Raw genomic sequence first — 18082 nt, 5'->3', positions numbered from 1 at the left:
GGGCGGCCCCAACGGCGGCAGCCTGAAGGGCTCCTACAACAACGAAACGATCCTCGGCTTCCAGTACGAAGTGCGCCCCGACTTCTCGGTGGGCGCCCGGGCCATCTACCGGACCCTGGGCCGGGCCATCGAGGACATCTCCCTCGACGGCGGCCTGACCTACATCGTGACGAACCCCGACAAGTGGGGAGGCATCTTCCAGCCCCTGCCGCGGACGGAGAACGGCGTCACGACGGTGTCCAACTACACGTTCCCGAAGCCCACGCGCATCTACAAGGCCCTCGAGCTGACTGCCGACAAGCGCTTCTCCAACCACTGGATGCTGCAGGGCTCCTACGTGCTCAGCCGCCTGAAGGGCAACTACGAGGGTCTCTTCTCCAACGACAACGGCCAGCTCGACCCCAACATCACCTCCAAGTACGACCTGCCCCAGCTGCTGGTCAACGCGTCGGGTCTCCTGCCCAACGACCGCACGCACGTCCTGAAGGTGTACGGCGGGTACTTCTTCGAGAACATCCCCCTCGAGCTCTCCGGCTCCTTCACCCTCCAGAGCGGAACGCCCATCTCCAAGCTCGGCGCCGACGACCTCTACGGCACCGACGAGGGCTTCTGCGCCCCCCGCGGCACCGCGGGCCGCACGCCGAACACCTGGCAGATCGACCTGGGCGCCCAGTACACCTTCAAGCTCTGGAAGTCCAACCTGGCCCTGCGCGCCGACATCTTCAACGTGACCAACGAACAGCGCACCACGGCGGTGGAACAGACCTGGAACAACCACGACGTCGGCGCCAATCAAACCTATCCCTACTTTGGCAAGGAAACCGGCCACCAGGTGGCTCGCCGGATCCGCCTTGCCATCCGCTGGACCTTCTGACCTCTCTCCCACGCTTCCTCTTCACAAAGGAGCCCCGGCCATGCCGGGGCTCCTCGTCTTTTTCCCCTCCAAAAGGCCCGCAATCGCCCTCCGGCAGCCGGATGACGGCGCCCTGACAGGCCGGGTGCCATCCGGCTCCGGGGACGCCGCCACCGCCGCAGGTGCCCTGGTCCTCCGGAACGGACGGTTCGTCCCAAATTCCTGGAAGACCGAGGGTCGGCGTCCGATGATGGTCCTAAGGCGGGCAGAACCGCCGGAGGGAGCCGATCATGAGACGACCGCCCGTACACAAGACTATCCGCTTCGGGCCGGACCGGCAGGCTCCCGTCGTCCTTGCCTCCATAACCTCACAACCCCTTTCCGTGAGCGCCCGTGCGCGCGGCCGATTCTCGGGGCGTCCTGCGGCCAATCAGAAGCCCCGGATCGCCGGATAGGCCGGCGAGCGAAAGCGCGGCGGCACCATGGGCGCTCACGGGGCCCCGGGTAGTCCCGGGGCTCCAATTTTCTCGGGCCCGCCATTGGGGCGGCAGCCTTCGCTCAGAGGCGCGGGTCGGTGGCGGCGCTCAGGTGGCGCTGGGCGGGCGCTTGCCGAGAAGCCCGTCGATGGCGTCGCGGAAGGTGTGGCTCATGTGGATGCGCTGGCCGTTTTCCAGGACCAGGATGAAGGTGTGGCGGAACCAGGGCACGAGTTCCCTTATGGAATCCACGTTGACGATCCACGACCGGTGCACCCGAACAAACCTTTCGGGGTCGAGGCGCTCGGCAAGGCTGGAGAGGGTTTGGCGCCGCAGGTACTTGCCCCCGGCCGCGTGAATCTGGACGTAATTGCCGGAGGCCTCGAAACTGAAGATGCTCTCCGTCGGAAGAAAGAGGATCTTGTCCCCCGAAGGGACGGCGAGCCGCTGGTAGGAGCGGCGGCGCTCGGAGACTTCCCTCAACAAATCGGCGAGCCGGTCCTTGTCTTGCTCGGCGGCGGAACGGGGGCCCTGAGCGGCCACTCTACGGAGGGCCTCCCGGAGGCGCCGGGGGTCGACGGGCTTGAGGAGGTAGTCCAGGGCCCGCACTTCGAAGGCTTTCAAGGCGTACTGGTCGTAAGCGGTCACGAAGATGACCGCCGGGGTCTCCTCGGGCCGCAATTCGAACAGGACCTCGAAGCCGTCCCGGTCCGGCATCTGGATGTCCAGGAGAAGCAGGTCGGGCTTGTCCGCGCGCACCGCCGCCACGGTCTCGGGCCCGTTGGCGCACTCCCGGACGATGGTTACGTCGTGTTCGGTCGAGAGAAGGTGGCGAAGCTGGTCCCGAGCGAGGGGTTCGTCGTCCGCGATCACGACTCTGAGCGTCATCTTGTGGGCTCCCCATGCGGCTCGTGTCCGCCGGCTGGAAGAGGCAGCGTGACCGTTGCGATGGTGCCGCCGCCGGCGCGGACGGACACGTCGAATCGGGCGGCGCCCCTGTACAGGAGTTCGAGGCGTTCGCGCGTGAGCCGCAGACCGAGCCCGTCGGAATTCCCCCGAGCCGGCTGAAGGCCCGCGCCGTCGTCCTCCACGACGAGATTCAAGGAGGTTTCCGTCCTCCTTGCGCTCACGGTGACCAGGCCCGGAGCGGACCTGGGTGCGATGCCGTGGCGGACGGCATTCTCCACGAGGGGTTGAAGGATCAGGCTGGGAACCTCGACGTCGAGGAGGTCGTCGGGAACGTCGAAGACCGTCTTCAAGCGGTCGGAGAACCGCACGCGTTCGATCTCCAGGTAGTCCATCGCGAAGGCCACCTCCTCCCCGAGGGGGACCATCTGCCTGGTCTGCGAATCCAAGGAGCGGCGCAGCAGGGCGCACAGGAGCGTGATCATCCGGTTCGTCGCCTCCGGGTCCCGGCGGCTGAGGGCTCCAATGGCGTTGAGGGTGTTAAAGAGAAAGTGGGGGTTGACCTGAGACCGAAGCTGCTGGAGGCGGGCCAGGGCGAGGGCGTTCCCGAGGCGAGATGCGTCCAATTCCCTCTCCCGGTACTTTCGGTAATATCCGATGCCGTGAATCAGGCCCGTGAGAAGGGCGAAGGGGACGGGGGCGCCCGCCAGGCCAGAGGCGTACATCTGATCCGAAAGGCTGAGGAGGGCCAGCAGATGGGTGCCCCGGTCGAGTGCGTACCCCGTCGTGGTCAGGAGAATGTCCAATGTAACCTGCAGGGGGCTTACGACCAGGAAGCAGAGCGCGTGCCCCGCGAGGGAGCGGCCCCACCGCTCCGCCGTGAAGGGCCAGCGGCGCGCGCAGGCGAGAAGGATCGGAAAAACGGCGAGCCAACTCCAGGCCGTGGAGAGCGTCCAGATGAGGTAGTAGGAGAAGGGCTTGTCAAGTTCTGAACCGAAGAAGCCGAAGTAAAGTTCGGCGGCAAAAAAGACGCCGGTCAAGGTCAAGGCGGCGAAAACGCCCAGAGCAAAAAGCCCCCGCCGGTTTCCGGCGGCCATCGCCGCCGTGGATTCCTTGTCCGCCTGCATCGCTCACCCCATGTCATGCTATGCCATTCCTTATCGGGTGATAAAGGGGAGGGGGACGAACGCGCCGTTGTCCGGGACGAGCGGCAGCCGGCGGGCCCTTCCCCCCACCTCGCCAACAGGGTTTCGGGCCGGGCCGCGTCCGCCCGGGCGCGGGTCATTCCACCCTTCGGGGGGACGAACGGACACCCTGGCGTGACGAGAGGTCGTCGTGCACGGACGAGCCTGCCTTGTTTGTTCGCATCGCGTTGAATAATAAAGACTTGCGAGAACTTCCCCATGGCCGTCACCGTACAGGGTGCCAGGAGGCGCACATGACGGTTGAGCCCATACCGCCCCTTCGCGGAAAAGCCCGGACCGTGGAGGAGGAAATCCTGGCCCTGGGCGGCGGCTTGCTCCGGGACGGACACGTGGAGGAGGCACTGGAGTTCCTTCGGAACATGGCGAGCGTCTTTCCCGAGTCGCCGGCCATCTGCGCATGCCTGGGCGAGGCGTACCTCGCCAAGGGCGAGGTGGAACAGGCCCGGGCGCACCTCCATCGCTTGCGCGAACTGCGCACTGGATGCGCTCAAGGAGGGTCGCATGACACGTAGATGGTACCGATGGCTTTGGATCTGGACGGCGATTCTCGTCGCTCCAGCCCTTTCGGCGGGTGAAATCCACGAGGCGGCGAAGCGGGGCGATCTGGATACCGTGAAGACTCTCCTTGGGAAAGAGCCCGAGCTGGTCCGGGAGGCCGACACCGACGGGCGTACTCCCCTGCACCACGCCTGTTTCGAAGGCCAGGCCAGCGTGGTCGTCTTTCTCCTGGACCATGGCTCCGAAGTCAACCGGAAGGAGACAAAATACAGCCTCACGCCCCTCCACATGGCGGCCTGGAAGGGCCATCCCGAGGTGATCCGCATTCTGCTCGAGCGGGGCGCGGACCTGAATGCCCGAGAGGTGGACAACGAGACGCCCCTCTTCTACGCCGCAGCGAGCGACAGCGTCGAATCGGTCGCGCTCCTACTCGATCGCGGAGCGGACCTGAAGGACGACAAGAGCCGGGTGGGCAACTCGGTCCTCTCGCTGGCCGTGGAGCGCAACAAGTATCCCGTGGCCAAGTTCCTCATCGAGAAGGGAGCCGATCCCGGATTCCGCAAGGAACGTGGCATGACTCTGCTGCACCTGGCCGCCTGGAGCGGCGGTCCCGAGATGATCGACCTGCTCGTCGACGCGGGGATCTCGCCGAACGTCCGGACGGAGGACGGTTGGACCCCCCTCCTGTTCACCCTGTCCGGGAACAACCCCTCTGGCGCGAGGGCCCTGCTCAAGCGGGGCGCGGACCCGAACTACCGGATGGAGGGACGCGACGCGCCGGTGGTCATGGCCCTCAAATTCGGCGAGAAGGAGCTGGCGCACCTGTTGCTTTCTTCGGGGGCTTGCTCCCAATCGTCCAACAAGGAGGGACGGACGCCGCTCCACTTCGCCGCCGTGTTCGGCTATTCCGACGTGGCCGCTTCCCTTCTGGCCAAAGGCGCGCAAGCCGGTGCGAAGGACGCCACGGGAAGGACCGCCATGGACTACGCGCGCGCCTACGGCCAGGTCAAGACGGTCGAAGCGCTCTCCAAGGCCTGTCCAGAGCCTTCGAAGGAATGCCTGGAGCCGCCGGTCCTCACCCCCCCCTCCCGTGATGGGGAAGCCGTGGTGACCTACCTCGGGCACAGCAGCTGGGCCGTGCGGACCCGAAACCGCCTGCTGATCTTCGATTACAGCCGCCCCGGAGACATGGGCGACACGCCGTCCTTTCGCAACGGGTGGATCGTCCCGCAGGAACTCGAGGGCCGGCGCGTCATCGTCTTCGTCTCCCATGCCCACCGGGATCACTATTCCCCGGCCATCTTCGACTGGAAAAAGGCCATGCCCGGCCTCGTGATCGTCACGGGTTTCGACCCTCCGAACCAGACCGGCTACGCCAAGATGGCCCCGCGGACCACCCAATCCTTCGATGGCGCGGAGGTCACCACCATCGCGGCGAACGATGGCGGCGTGGGTTTCTTCGTGAAGTGCGACGGCGTGAGCCTCCTCCACTCGGGTGACCACGCGAACCGCAAGAAGGACTTCTCGGAGCCCTTCAAGGCGGAGATCGATTACCTCGCCGAGAAGGGGCTCAAGCCCGACATCCTCTTCGCGCCCGTAAGCGGCTGCGGCTTCGGCGACGTGGAGGCCGTGCGATTGGGCGTCTACTACACCGCCGAGAAACTGGCCCCAAAGGTTCTTTTCCCCATGCACGCCGGCAACAGCGAGACCGCCTGCGCGCTCTTCGCAAAGGAAGCCGAGAAAGCGAAGCTGACCGTCCCCATCGAAGCGCCGAGGTTTCCCGGCGACAGCTTCGAGGTAGCGGGGATCGCAAGGGCGAAGTGAATCCGGGGAAACGCAACTCCGCGGAAGGTGCGATAGGCGGAAAGGGATCTTCGAGTATCCAGGCGAAGGAGGAAATGGCGATGAGCAGGATGGTGGAGATCGCCGTCGGGCTGGCTCTGATCGCGTGCTCCGCAATCGGCCAGCCGAAGGGGCCAGCGGACCCGACCGACCGGAAGCTGAAGGCGAAGATCGATCTCCTCGCATCCAAGATCGTCGCGAAGGAAGGTCCCGGCTTCTCTGTGGCCGTGGTCAAGGACCAGAAGATCCTCCTCTGCGAGGCCTATGGACTGGCCAACGTGGAGACGGGAACGCCCATGACAACCGAGACGGTTCTCAACGTCGGGTCCGTTTCCAAGCACTTCACCGCCTGGGCCATTCTGCTCCTCGAGCAGCGGGGTCTGCTTTCTACGGCGGACGACGTCCACAAGCACCTGCCCGAACTGCCCGGTTACGGGTCGCCGCTGACCCTCGCCCACCTGCTGTACCAGACCAGCGGCCTGCCCGAGTACCTGAAGCTGTTCAAATACGCCGGGCTATTCCCCAGCGATCACCGCACCTTCTCCGATGTACACGAAATCCTCAAGGCCGGGGCGGGCCTGGAATATCCTCCAGGGACCCGGTGGAGCTATTCCAACACGAACTACGCCTTGTTGGCGGAGATCATACAGCGGCGAACCGGGCAGACCTTCAGTGCCTGGATTCAAGACAACCTGTTCGGACCTCTCGGCATGGGCCGCACGCGAGTCCCAGAGAGCGAAGTGGCGATCGTGGAGGACCGGGCTGAAAGCTACTGGTGCTCCGAGGGGGCTCTGAAGAAGTACATCACCAACGCCCGTATCCCGGGCCCGACACTCGTCTACACCAGCGCCGCGGACATGGCCAGGTGGATGCTGAACTTCAGGAACAATCAGATCGGCGGGGCGGCGCTCTTCGAGAAGCTCTGCACACCCGGGAGGCTGACCAGCGGCGAGGAGGCGCCCTACGCCATGGGTCTCGCCCAGGGCCAATACCGAGGCAACGCGACCGTCGGCCATGCAGGTTCGGATGCCGCGTTCGTGTCGGACATGACCTATTGCCCACAATCCGATCTCGGCGTCGCGGTCCTGTGCAACAGCGCGAACATCGATCCCCTGGAGGTTCGCAACGCGGTACTCGATCTTGTGCTCTTCGGCGAGACGTCCTTGAAACGGACGGAAAGCAAGACCCGGGCGGCGCCGCCCTTCCCTTCCGGGGAAGCAGGAGCCCTCCGGGAGCGGCTGCTGGGCACCTACCGGCTGGAAGGCGGCGGCGACCTTGTCTGCCTGTCGGTCGATGGGGAGGAGACTTGGGGGACCTACCTGGGGCAGGGAAACGTCCGGCTCATTCCCAAAGACGGAGGCTCGGTGTCCAACGCCGAAGGGGATATCGTCGTCCGGGCTCTTGCTCCGGAAGCCGGGCCTGCGGAGAAGATCGAGCTGAACCTGAAGGGGACTCTCCTGACAGCCTCGCGGATTCCCGAAAGCACGAAGGAGCCCGCAGGGCCCGCCGCGGTGACGGGCCTCTACTACAGTCCCGTTCTGGGAGCCGTGTACTCCATCACAAGGGAGGATGGCCGGCTCAAGGTTTCGCAGCGCAGATCCGTGGGTACGCACGACCTGGCCTGCGCGGGCAAGGACATCCTCGTCTGTTCCCTCGGTGAGCTGAGGCTGGCCCGCGATGCCGCCGGCGACGTGACGGGGTTTACCCTGTGGCACGAGTCAGTGGGTGGCTTTTCGTTTTCCAGGGTTTATTTGGGAGGGAAACCGGCCCGGGGGTGAGGCGCTCCTTTGACGAGGCGCTTCTCGTGCTTCACGCCCGCGGCCCATGAACATTCGGGGGAGGAAGCCATGACCGAAGAACAGCCCCTCATCAGCGTCGCGTTTCATGCTTTCATGCAGGAAGCGCCGGGCCACTCGAAGGTCTGGGGTGAGATGGTTCAAGGACTTTCCGCGGCGAGCGCCCTGGACAAGAAGACCTCCGCGCTGGCGTACCTGTCGGTTCTCGCCGCGGTTGGCTTGCAGAGCGGGGTGCCTTTCCATGCGAGGGCGGCGAGGGAAAACGGCGCCTCCCGCGAAGAAGTGATCAGCGCCGTTCTGCTCGGGCTCCCCGCCGCGGGCCACGGGGTCACACGGTCCCTGCCCGCGGCGCTGGAGGCCTACGATGGGTCCTGAAACGCCTCCAGGACACTGACTCGGTCTGCGCGCGAGTCGCGGAGGCTCAAGGAAAAGTACCTTGAAGGGTCCGCCGGGAGCCAAGGCCAGCGAGCACGGCAGATTCTATGGAGTAGGACTGGAAGGGGAAGGCGTGAGGGTATGAACCCAATCGGTACAAGATCAGGGAACGCCTTGGAGGGCGACATCGGAGGCCAGAGAGAGAATGTCCTTTTCGCCGGGCATCCTTGGCGGTCCCTCCTCGTGGTGCTCGCGGTCCAGGCCGCGTGCGTTGCCCTCGTGGCCTCTTTCCTCTACGGCATCCTCAATCTGCCGAACGAAATGAAGGACTTGACGGCCCCGAGCACGGCGGCCCTTTTCGCGGTGAGCCACATCCTCGCGCACGTCCTCGTGCCCTATTGGCTGAGAATCCCTCCAGGGAAACGCTCGTTTCCGAAATCTCTCGACGACATCCGCCTGACCAGTGTGCGGCCCTTTTTCAAGCTGCTTTTCCTGACGCTTTCCTGCGAGGAGAGATGACCCATGAAACCAATCGCCTCGATCTTCGCCGTTCTCGCTACCCTGGTCACCCTGGCCTCGTCGGCAGAGGAGGCCCGCCCCGGCGATCGGGGGGTCATCGAAAAGACGATCCGCGACTCCATCGGCTGGGCCCTCACCAAGGACCGGCCTCTCGCGGAGAGCGTGATCGCCCGCGACGACCGGCTGTTCATGTTCAACCCCGATTCCGAGATCACGGTCGGCTGGGACCAGTGGGTGAAGAGATTCGACTTCTGGATGGACCCGCGCTTCAAGGCCACCAAGATGGAGATCCGCGAAATGCGCATCGATGTGTCGCGGTCGGGGGACGTGGCCTGGTGGTCGTGCATCCTCGACGATCTCGGGGAGTGGGACGGCAGGCCCATCGGTTGGAAGGACACGCGCTGGACCGGGATCCTCGAAAAGCGTGCGGGCCGGTGGCTCATCGTGCAGATGCATTTCTCCTTCGCCTCCGACAAGGTCGTGGCCGAGGCCAAGGCCCGACTGCAGTCGCAGGGGGCCGACGCGGCCCAGGCGGCGCTCGACTACGCCGAGGGCTGGTTCGATGGGGACGCCGCCAGGGTGGAGCGGGTGCTCCACCCCGAATTCGTGCGGCGCATCGCCGCCGTCACCGTGGCCGGGGACGATTTCTTCTGGCAGCAGGATCGAGAAAGGTTTCTCGAAATGACGCGCCAGGGCGGCGACAAGGCCACGCCGGCGGACCAGCGCCAGATCAAGGTGACCGTGCGCGATCTGGCCCGGACCACCGCGACGGTGCGCGTCGATTCGGCCTACCACGTGGAGCACCTGAGCATGGTCAAGCTACGCGACCGCTGGCAGATCGTCAACGTCCTCTGGGAGAACGTGCCCAACGACAAGAAGGAGGCACCCATCGACTTCCGCGTCCTTGCCGACTACGCCGGGACCTACCGGAGCGAATCCGGGGCCATCTGGCAGGTGATCGTCGAGGGGAGCCGGATCTTCCTCAAACCGGCGGACGAGCCCAGGATCGAGATCTTCCCAGAATCCGAGACCGAGTTCTTCACCAAGGGCTACAAGTCGGGCGTGACCTTCGTCCGCGAGGCGTCGGGGAGCGTCACGCGGCTGGTCAAGCGCGTCAACTACCGCGACTTCAGCTTTGACAAGATCGAGTGATCACGAGGGGCGTGGGAGGGGTGGTCCATCCAGCAGAAGAACACGGGGGTCGCCAAGGTGGGGAGGTCCTCCTGGAAACTGCCGTCCTGGAAATCGGATGGAACGAGGCGGACCTTCGAATCGAAGGCGAGAGGGTCCGAATCGTCGCCTTGAAGGGAACCATTGGCCCATGAGAAGAGTAGAGTCCCACGCCCAAGTGCTCTCCGACTTTGCCGCCTTCAACGGTAGAGTGACTGTGGACGTCGGTTGCGGTACAGGGGACCTCGTCCGCTGGATGGCCTCCCAGGGCGCTCGGGCCGTGGGCCTCGACGCCTGGGGGATGATCACCAAGGCCCTGACGGCCTCAGCAAGCGGCGCAGAGAGGTTTTTCGCGGGGGCCGCTCAAGCGCTTCCCTTGAGAGATCGGTGTGCCGACCTCGTTTACTACGTCGCAAGCTTCCACCACGTCCCGCGGGATGATATGCCCACGGCCCTTCTGGAGTGCGAGCGGATCTTGTCCCCATGTGGGGCAGCCTATTTCGTGGAGCCCGTGGCGTGCCCTGGAGCGTATTCGGAGGTCGTCCGGCTCCACGAAGACGAGTCGAAGGTCCAGGCGGCCGCTTACGAGGCCCTTCGATCCGCGGGCGCGTATGGGCTGAAAGAGGAGTTCGAGTCCTTCTATTACATCGAGAGGTCTTTTCTGGATTTCGCCCGCTTGATGGAAGTCTTCGAGGAGGACCCGATCCGCAGGGACCGCATCCTTCAGGAGGCACGCCGAGTCACCGAGGGGTTGGCCCGAAACGGCGGTACAACCTTCGAGAAATTCCGATTCCGCTCCGTGTGCAGGCTCAACGTCTTGAGAAAACATACGGCGCAGAGGGGTTGAAATGGGAGATTACACGGCGATTCGGAGAACTTTGATCCTCACGTTTCTGCTTTCTGGGCTGGCCTCAGGCGCGGCGGACCCTCCCCTCACGGCTCCGCAGGTAGTGGCCCGGTGCGCCGCGGCCATGGGCGGCGCCGACAGGATCGCCGCCGTCCGCACCCTCCGCATCCAGATGACTCCCGCCGCCAAGCCGAGGACGGTGACGCACGAGATCAAGCGCCCCGACCGGATCCGCAGCGAGTCCGCCGACTACATCCTCGTCTTCGACGGCAAACGGGCCGGCTACTTGAAGGGCGCTCCGCCGGAGGACGGGAGAGACCCCGGCCCGAAGCTCCTGCCCGAAGAAGAGGGTCGGGACTTCGAGCTGGACATCGCCTTCCTTTTTCCAGCGTTTTTCGACCACCCCGCGCGATACCTGGGCATGGAGTCGTACGAGGCGAAGCCGCACCACAAACTGGCGGTCACGCTTCCCCTGGGGATCCGCGTCATCTACTGGCTCGACGGGACCACCTTCCTTCCCACGCGGATCGTGGGGGAGATTTCGATTCAAGGGTCGGTGGCGCGGGTCGAGCGAACCCTTCAAGACTACGTTCCCGTGGAGGGTCTTCTTTTTCCGCGCACCATGACTTCCAGCGGTTGGGCATTTACGGGCCGGGCCTCCGTCACGAAGGTGGAGATCAACATCCCGTTGGAGGACGGCCGCTTCGAGATGCCCGGGGAGGCGCGGGGAAGGATCGGGCAGGAGGGGCCATGAGTGTTCTTCGAAGATGGAGAGGTACGGCGGCCTTCCTTGTCCTCGCCGCGGGAACCCTGCTTGCGGGTGGGGTGTGCGCATCCGCCCAGGCCCGGCCGCCGCGGGCGGAAGTCGTGTCCTTGGGCGGAGGGCTCCACAAGGTCCGCGTGGAATGGGTGAACATCCTGGCTCTGAAGGGCCCCGAGGGGACCCTCCTCGTGGACACGGGCTTCCCGCAGGCTCAGAAGGCCCTGGAGGAGCAACTGGAACGGATCGGCGCCCGGGAGGCCCGTTACATCGTCAACACCCACTGGCACTTCGACCACACGGCGGGCAACGGGAGTCTGGGGAAAGGGGCGGTCATCCTGGCCCACAGGTCCGTCCTGCCCCTTCTTTCGAGCGGCCAGACCCTTCTGGGGGAGAGCCACGAGGCCCTTCCGCCGGAGGCCAGGCCCCGCCTGACCTTCACGGGGGAGGTGGGGTTGGACCTGAACGGGGAGCGGATCCGCATCGTGCCCCTGACGGGAGGCCACACGGACGGGGATTCGGTGGTCCTCTTCGAACGCGCCAACGTCCTCTTCGTCGGCGACGTCGTGTTCCAGGGGCAATTCCCCTTCGTGGACGTGGACCACGGGGGCTCCGCCCTCAGGCTCCCCGAGGTTCTGGAGAGGGTCCTGGACCTGGCGCCTCCCGGCGCCCGGATCATCCCCGGCCACGGGAAAGATCTCACCGCCGAGGAGGTTCGGGCGTATCGGGCCATGCTGCTTCAAACCATCGACGTCGTGCGCCGGGAGTGGGGCCGGGGCCAGACTCCGGCCCAAATCCAGGAGGCCGACGTCCTCAAGGACTGGGCCGCGTGGGACGGCTCCTTCACGCGGAAGGACTGGATCGACATGGTCTGCCGCTCCCTGGCGGAGGGGCCGATGCCCTGACCGCCCGCCCGACGCCGTCCGCGGCTCGGACCCCGGCGCGCCCGTCCCCCGCTACTTCTTCTCGATCTTGGCGAGCACGACGGCGAGGGTCTCCTCGAGGAGCCGGCGGGCGTCGTTCTCGAGTTCCGTCGCGGCGCGTTTCATTTCTTCGACGAAATCCCCATCGAGGATTCCCGGCAGGTTGATGCGCACGTTGAGGCAGGCCCCGCCGACGCACGCGAAGCCCATCTGGGCGCCCACGCCCGCGTCGGAAACGGAGTTCTTGTTTCCCGACTCGGCGGCGCGCCGGGCCAGGGCCATGGCGCGGAGCCCCAGGCGGGCCGTCTCCAAGGGCACGGCCACGGCCTGCTTGAGGCCCGCCTGCAGGGCGGCCTTTCGGGCGGCCTTCTCGGCCTCGGTGCCCTTGGGGAGGCGGAGCGCGTCCATGTAGGCGTTGAAGGCTCGCGTGTCCTCGTCCACCGCTCGGAGGAGCCGGTCCTTCACCTCCTGGGCCTCCTCGGCGGCGGCCGCCATGTCGTCGAAGGCGGACTCGTACCCGGGCTTTCCCACCGTGAGGTTGGCCACCATGGAGGCCAGCGCCGCCCCCAGCGCGCCCGCCAGGGCCGCCACGGAACCGCCGCCCGGGGCGGGGGAATCGCGGGAGACCTCGTGGACGAAAGCGTCGGTGCGCTTCGCGATGAGGGCGTCCTCGGGGACCGAGGGGTATCCGATGACCTTTTCCTTCACGTCGAAGGGGGCCACGTCCCTCAAACCCAGGCTCTGGACGGCCGTCTCCAGGACGTCGTCCACCGGCACGCCCGCCGAACGGCCCTGGCGCCGAAGGTAGAACTTCCCCGTCTCCATCATGGCGGCCAGCGGGACGAGGCCCACGATTTCCGAGCCCGTCACCACGAGGCCCCTCTCGGCGGCGAGTTCGCGGGCCTTTTCCAGGACGGCGTGGGTGGGAGTCACCTTGTAGTCCGTCAGGTTGATGGAGATCTGGGAGCGCCCGAACTGGGGCACCTCCCAACCGATGGCCTTGCAGGCCTTGAAGATGCCGGGCTTTTTCACGGATTCCCCGGTCAGACGATCGGGGTCCACGTCGTTCAGGCGGTAGAGGGCCCGGCCGTCGTACCCGTGGGCCTTTTCGATGTGGTCGAAGAGGTCGGCGGGCGTCGGGGCGACCTGGTCGCACGAGCCGCAAAAGAACTTCCCGGGCTCGTGCTTGAGGATCTTTCCCATGAAGTAGAAGGGCTTCACGTTGCCCGTCCGCACCGACCGCCCTTTCTCGCGCAGTTCGAAGGCGATGTCGGTGGCGTGGTCCTTGGCGCGCGAATTGAGGTCCACGTTGTAGGCGATGAGAAATTCGCGGGCCCCCAGGACGGTGGCGCCGGCCCGGGCGTTGAAGATGGCGGGGCCGAAATCGGGCGCCCACTCCGGGTCCTTGAGTTTTCGGGCGAGGCCCTCGTATTCGCCCCGGCGGATGTTGGCCAGGTTTCGTCGCTCGGGGCGGGAGGCGGCGTGCTCGTACAGGTATACGGGGATGCGCAATTCCTCCCCAACCCTCCGGCCCACACGGCGGGCCATGTCCGCGCACTCCTCCATCGTGACCTCGTTCACGGGGACGAAGGGGCAGACGTCGGTGGCCCCCATCCGGGGATGGGTGCCGTGGTGCTTCGACATGTCGATGACCTCGGCGGCCTTGGCGATGCCCCGGAAGGCCGCCTCCTCCACGGCGTCGGGGGGGCCGAAAAAGGTCACCACCACGCGGTTCATTTCCGCGCCGCGGTCCACGTCCTTGAGCTGGATGCCCTCTACCGACTCGATGGCGTCGGTGATCTGCCGGATCACCGACTCGTCGCGGCCCTCGGAGAAATTGGGGACGCATTCCACGATCTTCGCCATGGATACCCTCCTGGAGTTCCAAAGAAGCGGTCTGGGGGCGCCGTCGCGCCCCGACGGGCGCTCCTAAGAATTCGCTGGTCCAAGTTCCCTCACCCCCCTCTGAAGGCGCGAGAGGGTTCCGGGTTTTCCCATGGCCCAGAGGACGTCGAAGATCCCCGGGCTCTCGGAGCGCCCCGTGAGAAAAAGCCGCACGGGGTGGATGAGCGCGCCGGCCTTGATCCCGCACGCTTCCGCGTGGCGGCGGAGGACCTCCTCCAGGCGGGCGGGCGTCCAGTCGGCCTCGGGGATCTCCGCCAGGCGCTCCGCCAGGGAGGCCACGGCGGGGAGGGCCGCCGGGTCCTTGAGGGCCTTGGCGCGCCCCTTCTCATCGTAGGGAAAGACCTCGGTGAGAAAGGGCCGCATCCACGCGGCAAGTTCCCTCAGATCGTGGGCCCGGGTCTTCAGGACCGCCACGGCGGGCTCGGGGATCGCCGACGGGGCGAGCCCCTCCGCCGCCAGGAAGGGGGGCAGGAGGGATCCGAGTTCGTCCGTGGGGGTTTCTCCTAGGATCTTGGCGTTGACGAAGCGGAGCTGTTCGCGGTCGAAGACCGAGGGGCTCTTTTTCAGGGAATCCAGGTCGAAGCGGCGGAGGATCTCCTCGACAGGGAGGCACGGCTCTTCCCCGAGGTTGGCCCCCATCTGCGCCAGGTAGTTGAAGAGGGCCAGGGGCAGGATGCCCTCGTCCCGGTAGCTCAGCACCGACACCGTGCCGTGCCGCTTGGAGAGCTTCCGCTTGTCCATGCCGAGGATGAGGGGAAGGTGGCCGAAGACCGGGGGGGCGAGGCCAAGCCCCTTGTAAAGGGCGATCTGCTTGGGCGTGTTGCTGACGTGGTCCTCCCCCCGGATCACGTGGGTGATGCCCATGGCCGCGTCGTCCGAAACGACGGAGAGGTGGTAGGTGGGCGTTCCGTCCGACCGGAGGAGGATGAAGTCCTCGACTTCCCCGGGTTCGAAGCGGATGGGGCCCTTGACCACGTCGTCCCATTGGAGGGGCTCGTCGGGGACCGCGCAACGGACCACGAAGGGCTCGCCCGAGGCGGCGCGGGCGTCGGATTCGGTCCGATCCAGGCCCCTGCAGCGCCGGTCGTACTTCCACTCCTCCGGCTTCCCCGCGGCGCTCCTCCTCTCCGCGAGCGCTTCCTTCGAACAGAAGCACCGGTACGCGCTTCCCGCGTCGAGGAGACGCCGGGCCGTTTCCCGGTACAGGTGACTCCGTTCGGACTGGAGGAAGGGACCTTCGTCCCAGGTGATGCCGAGCCAGGCGAGCCCGTCCAGTATGACCTGGGTCATCTCCGGCGTGGAGCGGGCCTCGTCCGTGTCTTCCACCCTCAGAACGAAACAGCCTTCGTGCCTTCGGGCGAAGAGCCAGTTGATGAGGGCCGTGCGGGCTCCTCCCACGTGCAGGTACCCCGTGGGAGAGGGGGCGAAGCGGACGCGGACGGACATGGGTGCCTCCGGTCGGATGGAAGAGAGGCCCCGGCGGGCCGGGGCCTCCGCCAAGGTAGCACAGGCGGCCCTCGGAGCCAACCGGCGGGCCGGAAGCACGGGGGCGGCTTGGCGTGTTGTAATGGGTTGCGGAGGCCGCATGAGCAGGATCGGTGAATTCGGTGCCGGCAGGGGGTGGGCCGCCGCGGCCCTCCTCCTGTGGGCTTCTTGGCTGGCGGCTCAAGAGCCGATCTCCACGGGGCTGGCCAGGGGAATCGCCCTGTTGGAAGAGGGTCGCTACGAAGAGGCGGCGGGAGTCCTTGGGAAGGCCCATCGCCAGGACCCAGGTAATCTGCGCATCGCCATCGCCCGGACCAAGGCCTTGCTCGAGGCGGCGCGCTGGCCGGAGGCACTCGCCTCGGCGGAGGAGCTCGCGGGCCGATTTCCAGATGACCCGGAAGCGGCTCTCCTCCAGGGCGATTGCCGGCTCTATGCCTTCGATCCCGCAGGGGCGGGGGAGGCCTACCAGCGGGCCTTGGAGGACCGGCGTTGGGGCTCCACGGCCCTGACCAAGGCCGCCACGGTCTTCCAGCTCCGCAGGGACGAGGAGGGCCTCTCCCGTCTCCTCTGGGGGGGCAGGGTGGAGGGAACCCGGGTTTCCCCCAACGTGGAGGCCTCCTCCGCCCGCCTGGATCCCGAGTCCTCCCGCAGGGTGGATCGCCTGCGCGCCCTGTCCGCCCGGCTCCCGGATTCCGAGGAGCTTCAAGACGAACTCCGGTTGCAGGAAGCCCTCGCTTCCCGCGGGGGGACGCTCGTCTCCTTCCCTTCCGAGACGCCCTCCCTCGCGAGGGTCAGGGAGATCTACCGGGAGCCCAGCATTCCCCTCCGCCTCAACGGAACAAGGGACACGTGGATCGCCCTGGACACGGGAAGCGACTCCCTCCTGCTGAACGAAGATCTGATCCGACGGCTCAATCTGCCCGTTCTCTCCGAAACCACCGCCGAGGGATGGGGATATCGGGGGCGCCGACGGACCCACGTCGTGCTCGTGGAGAGCCTGGAGGCGGCGGGCCTGCACATCCAAAGGCTTCCCGCCCTGGTGAACGTCCGGGACAGCGAGTTCTGGAGCAACAAGGCCGGCTACATCGGGCTGGGGCCCTTCCTGGACGGGGTGGTTCTCTACGACCGGCGGAAGGGCCGTTTCGGTTTGTGGCCCTCGGGCACAAAGCCCCAAACCCTTCTCGGGGAGCGCGGGTTCCCTCTCCCGGTCCTGTGGCACCGGGGCGTGCCCATCGTGCCGGTCCTCCTCCAGGGGCGAGGTCCCTTTCCCTTCCTTCTCGACACCGGGGCCCCCTACACCCTTCTGAGCTCTCTGTACGCTCCCCGAGTTGGGATCCGGGTGAACTCGGGCAAGTATGGGAAGCTCTATGGGCTGGGACAGTCGGGAGCTTTCACGTCAGGAGTCGCCGAACAGGTGAGGATTTCGATGGGGCCGAAGAGCTACGATCGGCGAATCATCTTCGTGACGGACGTGCCCCAGCGGTTCCCGGTGCCTCTGTACGGCATCCTCGGCAGGGACATCCTGAACGACTACCGGATGGTCTTCGACGGACCGGGTGGGCAGGTCGTCCTTCAGGCCTACGACGGGGATTGAGGCGGTCCGGCGAACCTCGAGAGGAACGGAGGCGGGGGATGGACCGGAGCCGTCGCGTGGACGCCTCCCCCCGTTCGCGCGTTTCCCGACGTGCGACCCAAAAAAAGGCGCTCCCCGGGAGGGGGGTCCCGGGGAGCAGTACAAGAGGAGGGGGATCCTCATGGGAAACCGATCATTCGCCCCGTTTCCACCCTGGAGGGGGGCTCCCCGGCCTTTCGGCCGGGGAGCTTTGAGAGGAGGGGGGATCCTCTTGGGAAAGCGTCTCGTTCGCCTTTCGGCCTCCTTGCCGTTTCAACGGCTTGGGACTACTCCTAACAAAGCAAGGGGTGTGCCAATTCCCCGCGAAATGGTCAGGCTTCGAAGGAGTGACCGCACCCGCAGGAAGTCTGGGCGTTGGGATTCTGGAAGACGAAGCCCGAACCCCGCAGGTCGTTGACGTAGTCCACCACGGTGCCCTTCAAATAGATCAGGGAGGTCTTGTCCACAAAGACGGAGAGCCCCCCGAAGTCGTACACCTCGTCGTTTTCGGAGGCCTTCTCGGCCAGGGAGAGGTCGTACTGGAATCCGCTGCACCCGCCGCCCACGACGGCGATGCGAAGTCCCGATACCTCGCGGCCCTCCGCCTTCCTGAAGCTCTTCACGGCCTCCACGGCCTGTTCGGTCAGTTCGATCATCGCTTCCTCCTCAGAGGCCCAGCCGTGGGCCAACCGAGTCCGGGAGAGCAACCCCGGTGCCACGGCCGGAGCGCCCGTTCTTCTTCCGGGAAAGGAACCCTCCGGATGGGCCCTCGAACCCCGCGGGACGGGCGTTTCACCAGGGGGAAAGATGGAAGGGCCGCCGAGTCCTCCCTGTTTCACCGCGAAATCTGTTGTTGCATAGGTGCAACAAAGATGGGCAAGTCCCCACGTGGCGTCCGGAGGCCCCCCCG

The 18082-nt window shown here is 66.1% G+C and carries 16 protein-coding genes; 11 read left to right on the top strand and 5 right to left on the bottom strand.

The window, feature by feature from the left end:
• On the top strand, window positions 1–874 hold an 874-nt coding region (locus AB1824_08000; GenBank protein MEW5764907.1), incomplete at its 5' end, for a hypothetical protein.
• 563 nt (window positions 875–1437) lie between these two features.
• Here the strand turns inward: AB1824_08000 and AB1824_07995 are convergent.
• On the bottom strand, window positions 1438–2217 hold the full coding sequence (locus AB1824_07995; GenBank protein MEW5764906.1) for a LytTR family DNA-binding domain-containing protein: 780 nt from the start codon (window positions 2215–2217) through the stop codon (window positions 1438–1440).
• On the bottom strand, window positions 2214–3362 hold the full coding sequence (locus AB1824_07990; GenBank protein MEW5764905.1) for a histidine kinase: 1149 nt from the start codon (window positions 3360–3362) through the stop codon (window positions 2214–2216). Before AB1824_07990 ends, AB1824_07995 begins: the two co-directional genes overlap by 4 nt.
• A 311-nt stretch (window positions 3363–3673) precedes the next feature.
• On the opposite strand from AB1824_07990, the gene AB1824_07985 reads away from it, so the two are divergent.
• From AB1824_07985 to AB1824_07945, 9 genes are all read left to right on the top strand, one after another.
• Window positions 3674–3952: a tetratricopeptide repeat protein gene (locus tag AB1824_07985; protein ID MEW5764904.1), complete on the top strand. Its 279-nt coding sequence runs from the start codon at window positions 3674–3676 to the stop codon at window positions 3950–3952.
• Window positions 3942–5762, top strand: coding sequence for an ankyrin repeat domain-containing protein (locus AB1824_07980; GenBank protein ID MEW5764903.1), 1821 nt, complete (start codon window positions 3942–3944; stop codon window positions 5760–5762). Before AB1824_07985 ends, AB1824_07980 begins: the two co-directional genes overlap by 11 nt.
• Window positions 5763–5842: 80 nt before the next feature.
• On the top strand, window positions 5843–7558 hold the full coding sequence (locus tag AB1824_07975; GenBank protein MEW5764902.1) for a serine hydrolase domain-containing protein: 1716 nt from the start codon (window positions 5843–5845) through the stop codon (window positions 7556–7558).
• A 69-nt stretch (window positions 7559–7627) separates the two neighbouring features.
• Window positions 7628–7951, top strand: a complete 324-nt coding sequence (locus tag AB1824_07970; GenBank protein MEW5764901.1) for a carboxymuconolactone decarboxylase family protein — start codon at window positions 7628–7630, stop codon at window positions 7949–7951.
• Window positions 7952–8092: 141 nt separating this feature from the next.
• Window positions 8093–8470: a hypothetical protein gene (locus AB1824_07965; protein MEW5764900.1), complete on the top strand. Its 378-nt coding sequence runs from the start codon at window positions 8093–8095 to the stop codon at window positions 8468–8470.
• Between the two features lie 3 nt (window positions 8471–8473).
• Window positions 8474–9622 carry a nuclear transport factor 2 family protein gene (locus AB1824_07960; GenBank protein MEW5764899.1) on the top strand — a complete coding sequence of 383 codons (1149 nt, stop codon included), beginning with the start codon at window positions 8474–8476 and terminating at the stop codon, window positions 9620–9622.
• 169 nt (window positions 9623–9791) lie between these two features.
• Window positions 9792–10487 carry a class I SAM-dependent methyltransferase gene (locus AB1824_07955; protein MEW5764898.1) on the top strand — a complete coding sequence of 232 codons (696 nt, stop codon included), beginning with the start codon at window positions 9792–9794 and terminating at the stop codon, window positions 10485–10487.
• A gap of 1 nt (window position 10488) precedes the next feature.
• Entirely contained in the window at window positions 10489–11241 is a 753-nt protein-coding gene (locus AB1824_07950; protein ID MEW5764897.1) for a hypothetical protein, read from the top strand.
• Window positions 11238–12152 carry an MBL fold metallo-hydrolase gene (locus AB1824_07945; protein MEW5764896.1) on the top strand — a complete coding sequence of 305 codons (915 nt, stop codon included), beginning with the start codon at window positions 11238–11240 and terminating at the stop codon, window positions 12150–12152. Before AB1824_07950 ends, AB1824_07945 begins: the two co-directional genes overlap by 4 nt.
• A 51-nt stretch (window positions 12153–12203) precedes the next feature.
• Here AB1824_07945 and ftcD read toward each other — a convergent pair whose 3' ends face one another.
• Together ftcD and gltX are read right to left on the bottom strand one after the other, a co-directional pair.
• Window positions 12204–14036 carry a glutamate formimidoyltransferase gene (ftcD, locus tag AB1824_07940; protein MEW5764895.1) on the bottom strand — a complete coding sequence of 611 codons (1833 nt, stop codon included), beginning with the start codon at window positions 14034–14036 and terminating at the stop codon, window positions 12204–12206.
• Between the two features lie 63 nt (window positions 14037–14099).
• Entirely contained in the window at window positions 14100–15521 is a 1422-nt protein-coding gene (gltX, locus tag AB1824_07935) for a glutamate--tRNA ligase (GenBank protein MEW5764894.1), read from the bottom strand.
• Window positions 15522–15660: 139 nt separating this feature from the next.
• On the opposite strand from gltX, the gene AB1824_07930 reads away from it, so the two are divergent.
• Complete coding sequence (locus tag AB1824_07930; protein ID MEW5764893.1) at window positions 15661–17154, top strand: aspartyl protease family protein; 1494 nt, start codon at window positions 15661–15663, stop codon at window positions 17152–17154.
• Between the two features lie 350 nt (window positions 17155–17504).
• On the opposite strand, the gene AB1824_07925 is transcribed toward AB1824_07930, so the two are convergent.
• Window positions 17505–17828 (bottom strand): iron-sulfur cluster assembly accessory protein, encoded by a 324-nt coding sequence (locus AB1824_07925; GenBank protein MEW5764892.1) that lies wholly within the window; start codon window positions 17826–17828, stop codon window positions 17505–17507.
• Window positions 17829–18082 lie beyond the last annotated feature (254 nt).

It is taken from the genome of Acidobacteriota bacterium (assembly GCA_040752915.1).
Lineage (GTDB): Bacteria > Acidobacteriota > UBA4820 > UBA4820 > DSQY01 > JBFLVU01.
Note: the sequence above shows the minus strand (reverse complement) of the source record. Positions and strands in the feature narration are given on the sequence as shown.

Bases quoted from the DNA above. Each gene is read 5' to 3' on its own strand.
- ftcD (MEW5764895.1), bottom strand. From the start codon at position 14,036: ATGGCGAAGATCGTGGAATGCGTCCCCAATTTCTCCGAGGGCCGCGAC.
- AB1824_07950 (MEW5764897.1), top strand. From the start codon at position 10,489: ATGGGAGATTACACGGCGATTCGGAGAACTTTGATCCTCACGTTTCTG.
- gltX (MEW5764894.1), bottom strand. From the start codon at position 15,521: ATGTCCGTCCGCGTCCGCTTCGCCCCCTCTCCCACGGGGTACCTGCAC.
- AB1824_07995 (MEW5764906.1), bottom strand. From the start codon at position 2,217: ATGACGCTCAGAGTCGTGATCGCGGACGACGAACCCCTCGCTCGGGAC.
- AB1824_07965 (MEW5764900.1), top strand. From the start codon at position 8,093: ATGAACCCAATCGGTACAAGATCAGGGAACGCCTTGGAGGGCGACATC.
- AB1824_07980 (MEW5764903.1), top strand. From the start codon at position 3,942: ATGACACGTAGATGGTACCGATGGCTTTGGATCTGGACGGCGATTCTC.
- AB1824_07930 (MEW5764893.1), top strand. From the start codon at position 15,661: ATGAGCAGGATCGGTGAATTCGGTGCCGGCAGGGGGTGGGCCGCCGCG.
- AB1824_07960 (MEW5764899.1), top strand. From the start codon at position 8,474: ATGAAACCAATCGCCTCGATCTTCGCCGTTCTCGCTACCCTGGTCACC.
- AB1824_07945 (MEW5764896.1), top strand. From the start codon at position 11,238: ATGAGTGTTCTTCGAAGATGGAGAGGTACGGCGGCCTTCCTTGTCCTC.
- AB1824_07975 (MEW5764902.1), top strand. From the start codon at position 5,843: ATGAGCAGGATGGTGGAGATCGCCGTCGGGCTGGCTCTGATCGCGTGC.
- AB1824_07955 (MEW5764898.1), top strand. From the start codon at position 9,792: ATGAGAAGAGTAGAGTCCCACGCCCAAGTGCTCTCCGACTTTGCCGCC.
- AB1824_07925 (MEW5764892.1), bottom strand. From the start codon at position 17,828: ATGATCGAACTGACCGAACAGGCCGTGGAGGCCGTGAAGAGCTTCAGG.
- AB1824_07970 (MEW5764901.1), top strand. From the start codon at position 7,628: ATGACCGAAGAACAGCCCCTCATCAGCGTCGCGTTTCATGCTTTCATG.
- AB1824_07990 (MEW5764905.1), bottom strand. From the start codon at position 3,362: ATGCAGGCGGACAAGGAATCCACGGCGGCGATGGCCGCCGGAAACCGG.
- AB1824_07985 (MEW5764904.1), top strand. From the start codon at position 3,674: ATGACGGTTGAGCCCATACCGCCCCTTCGCGGAAAAGCCCGGACCGTG.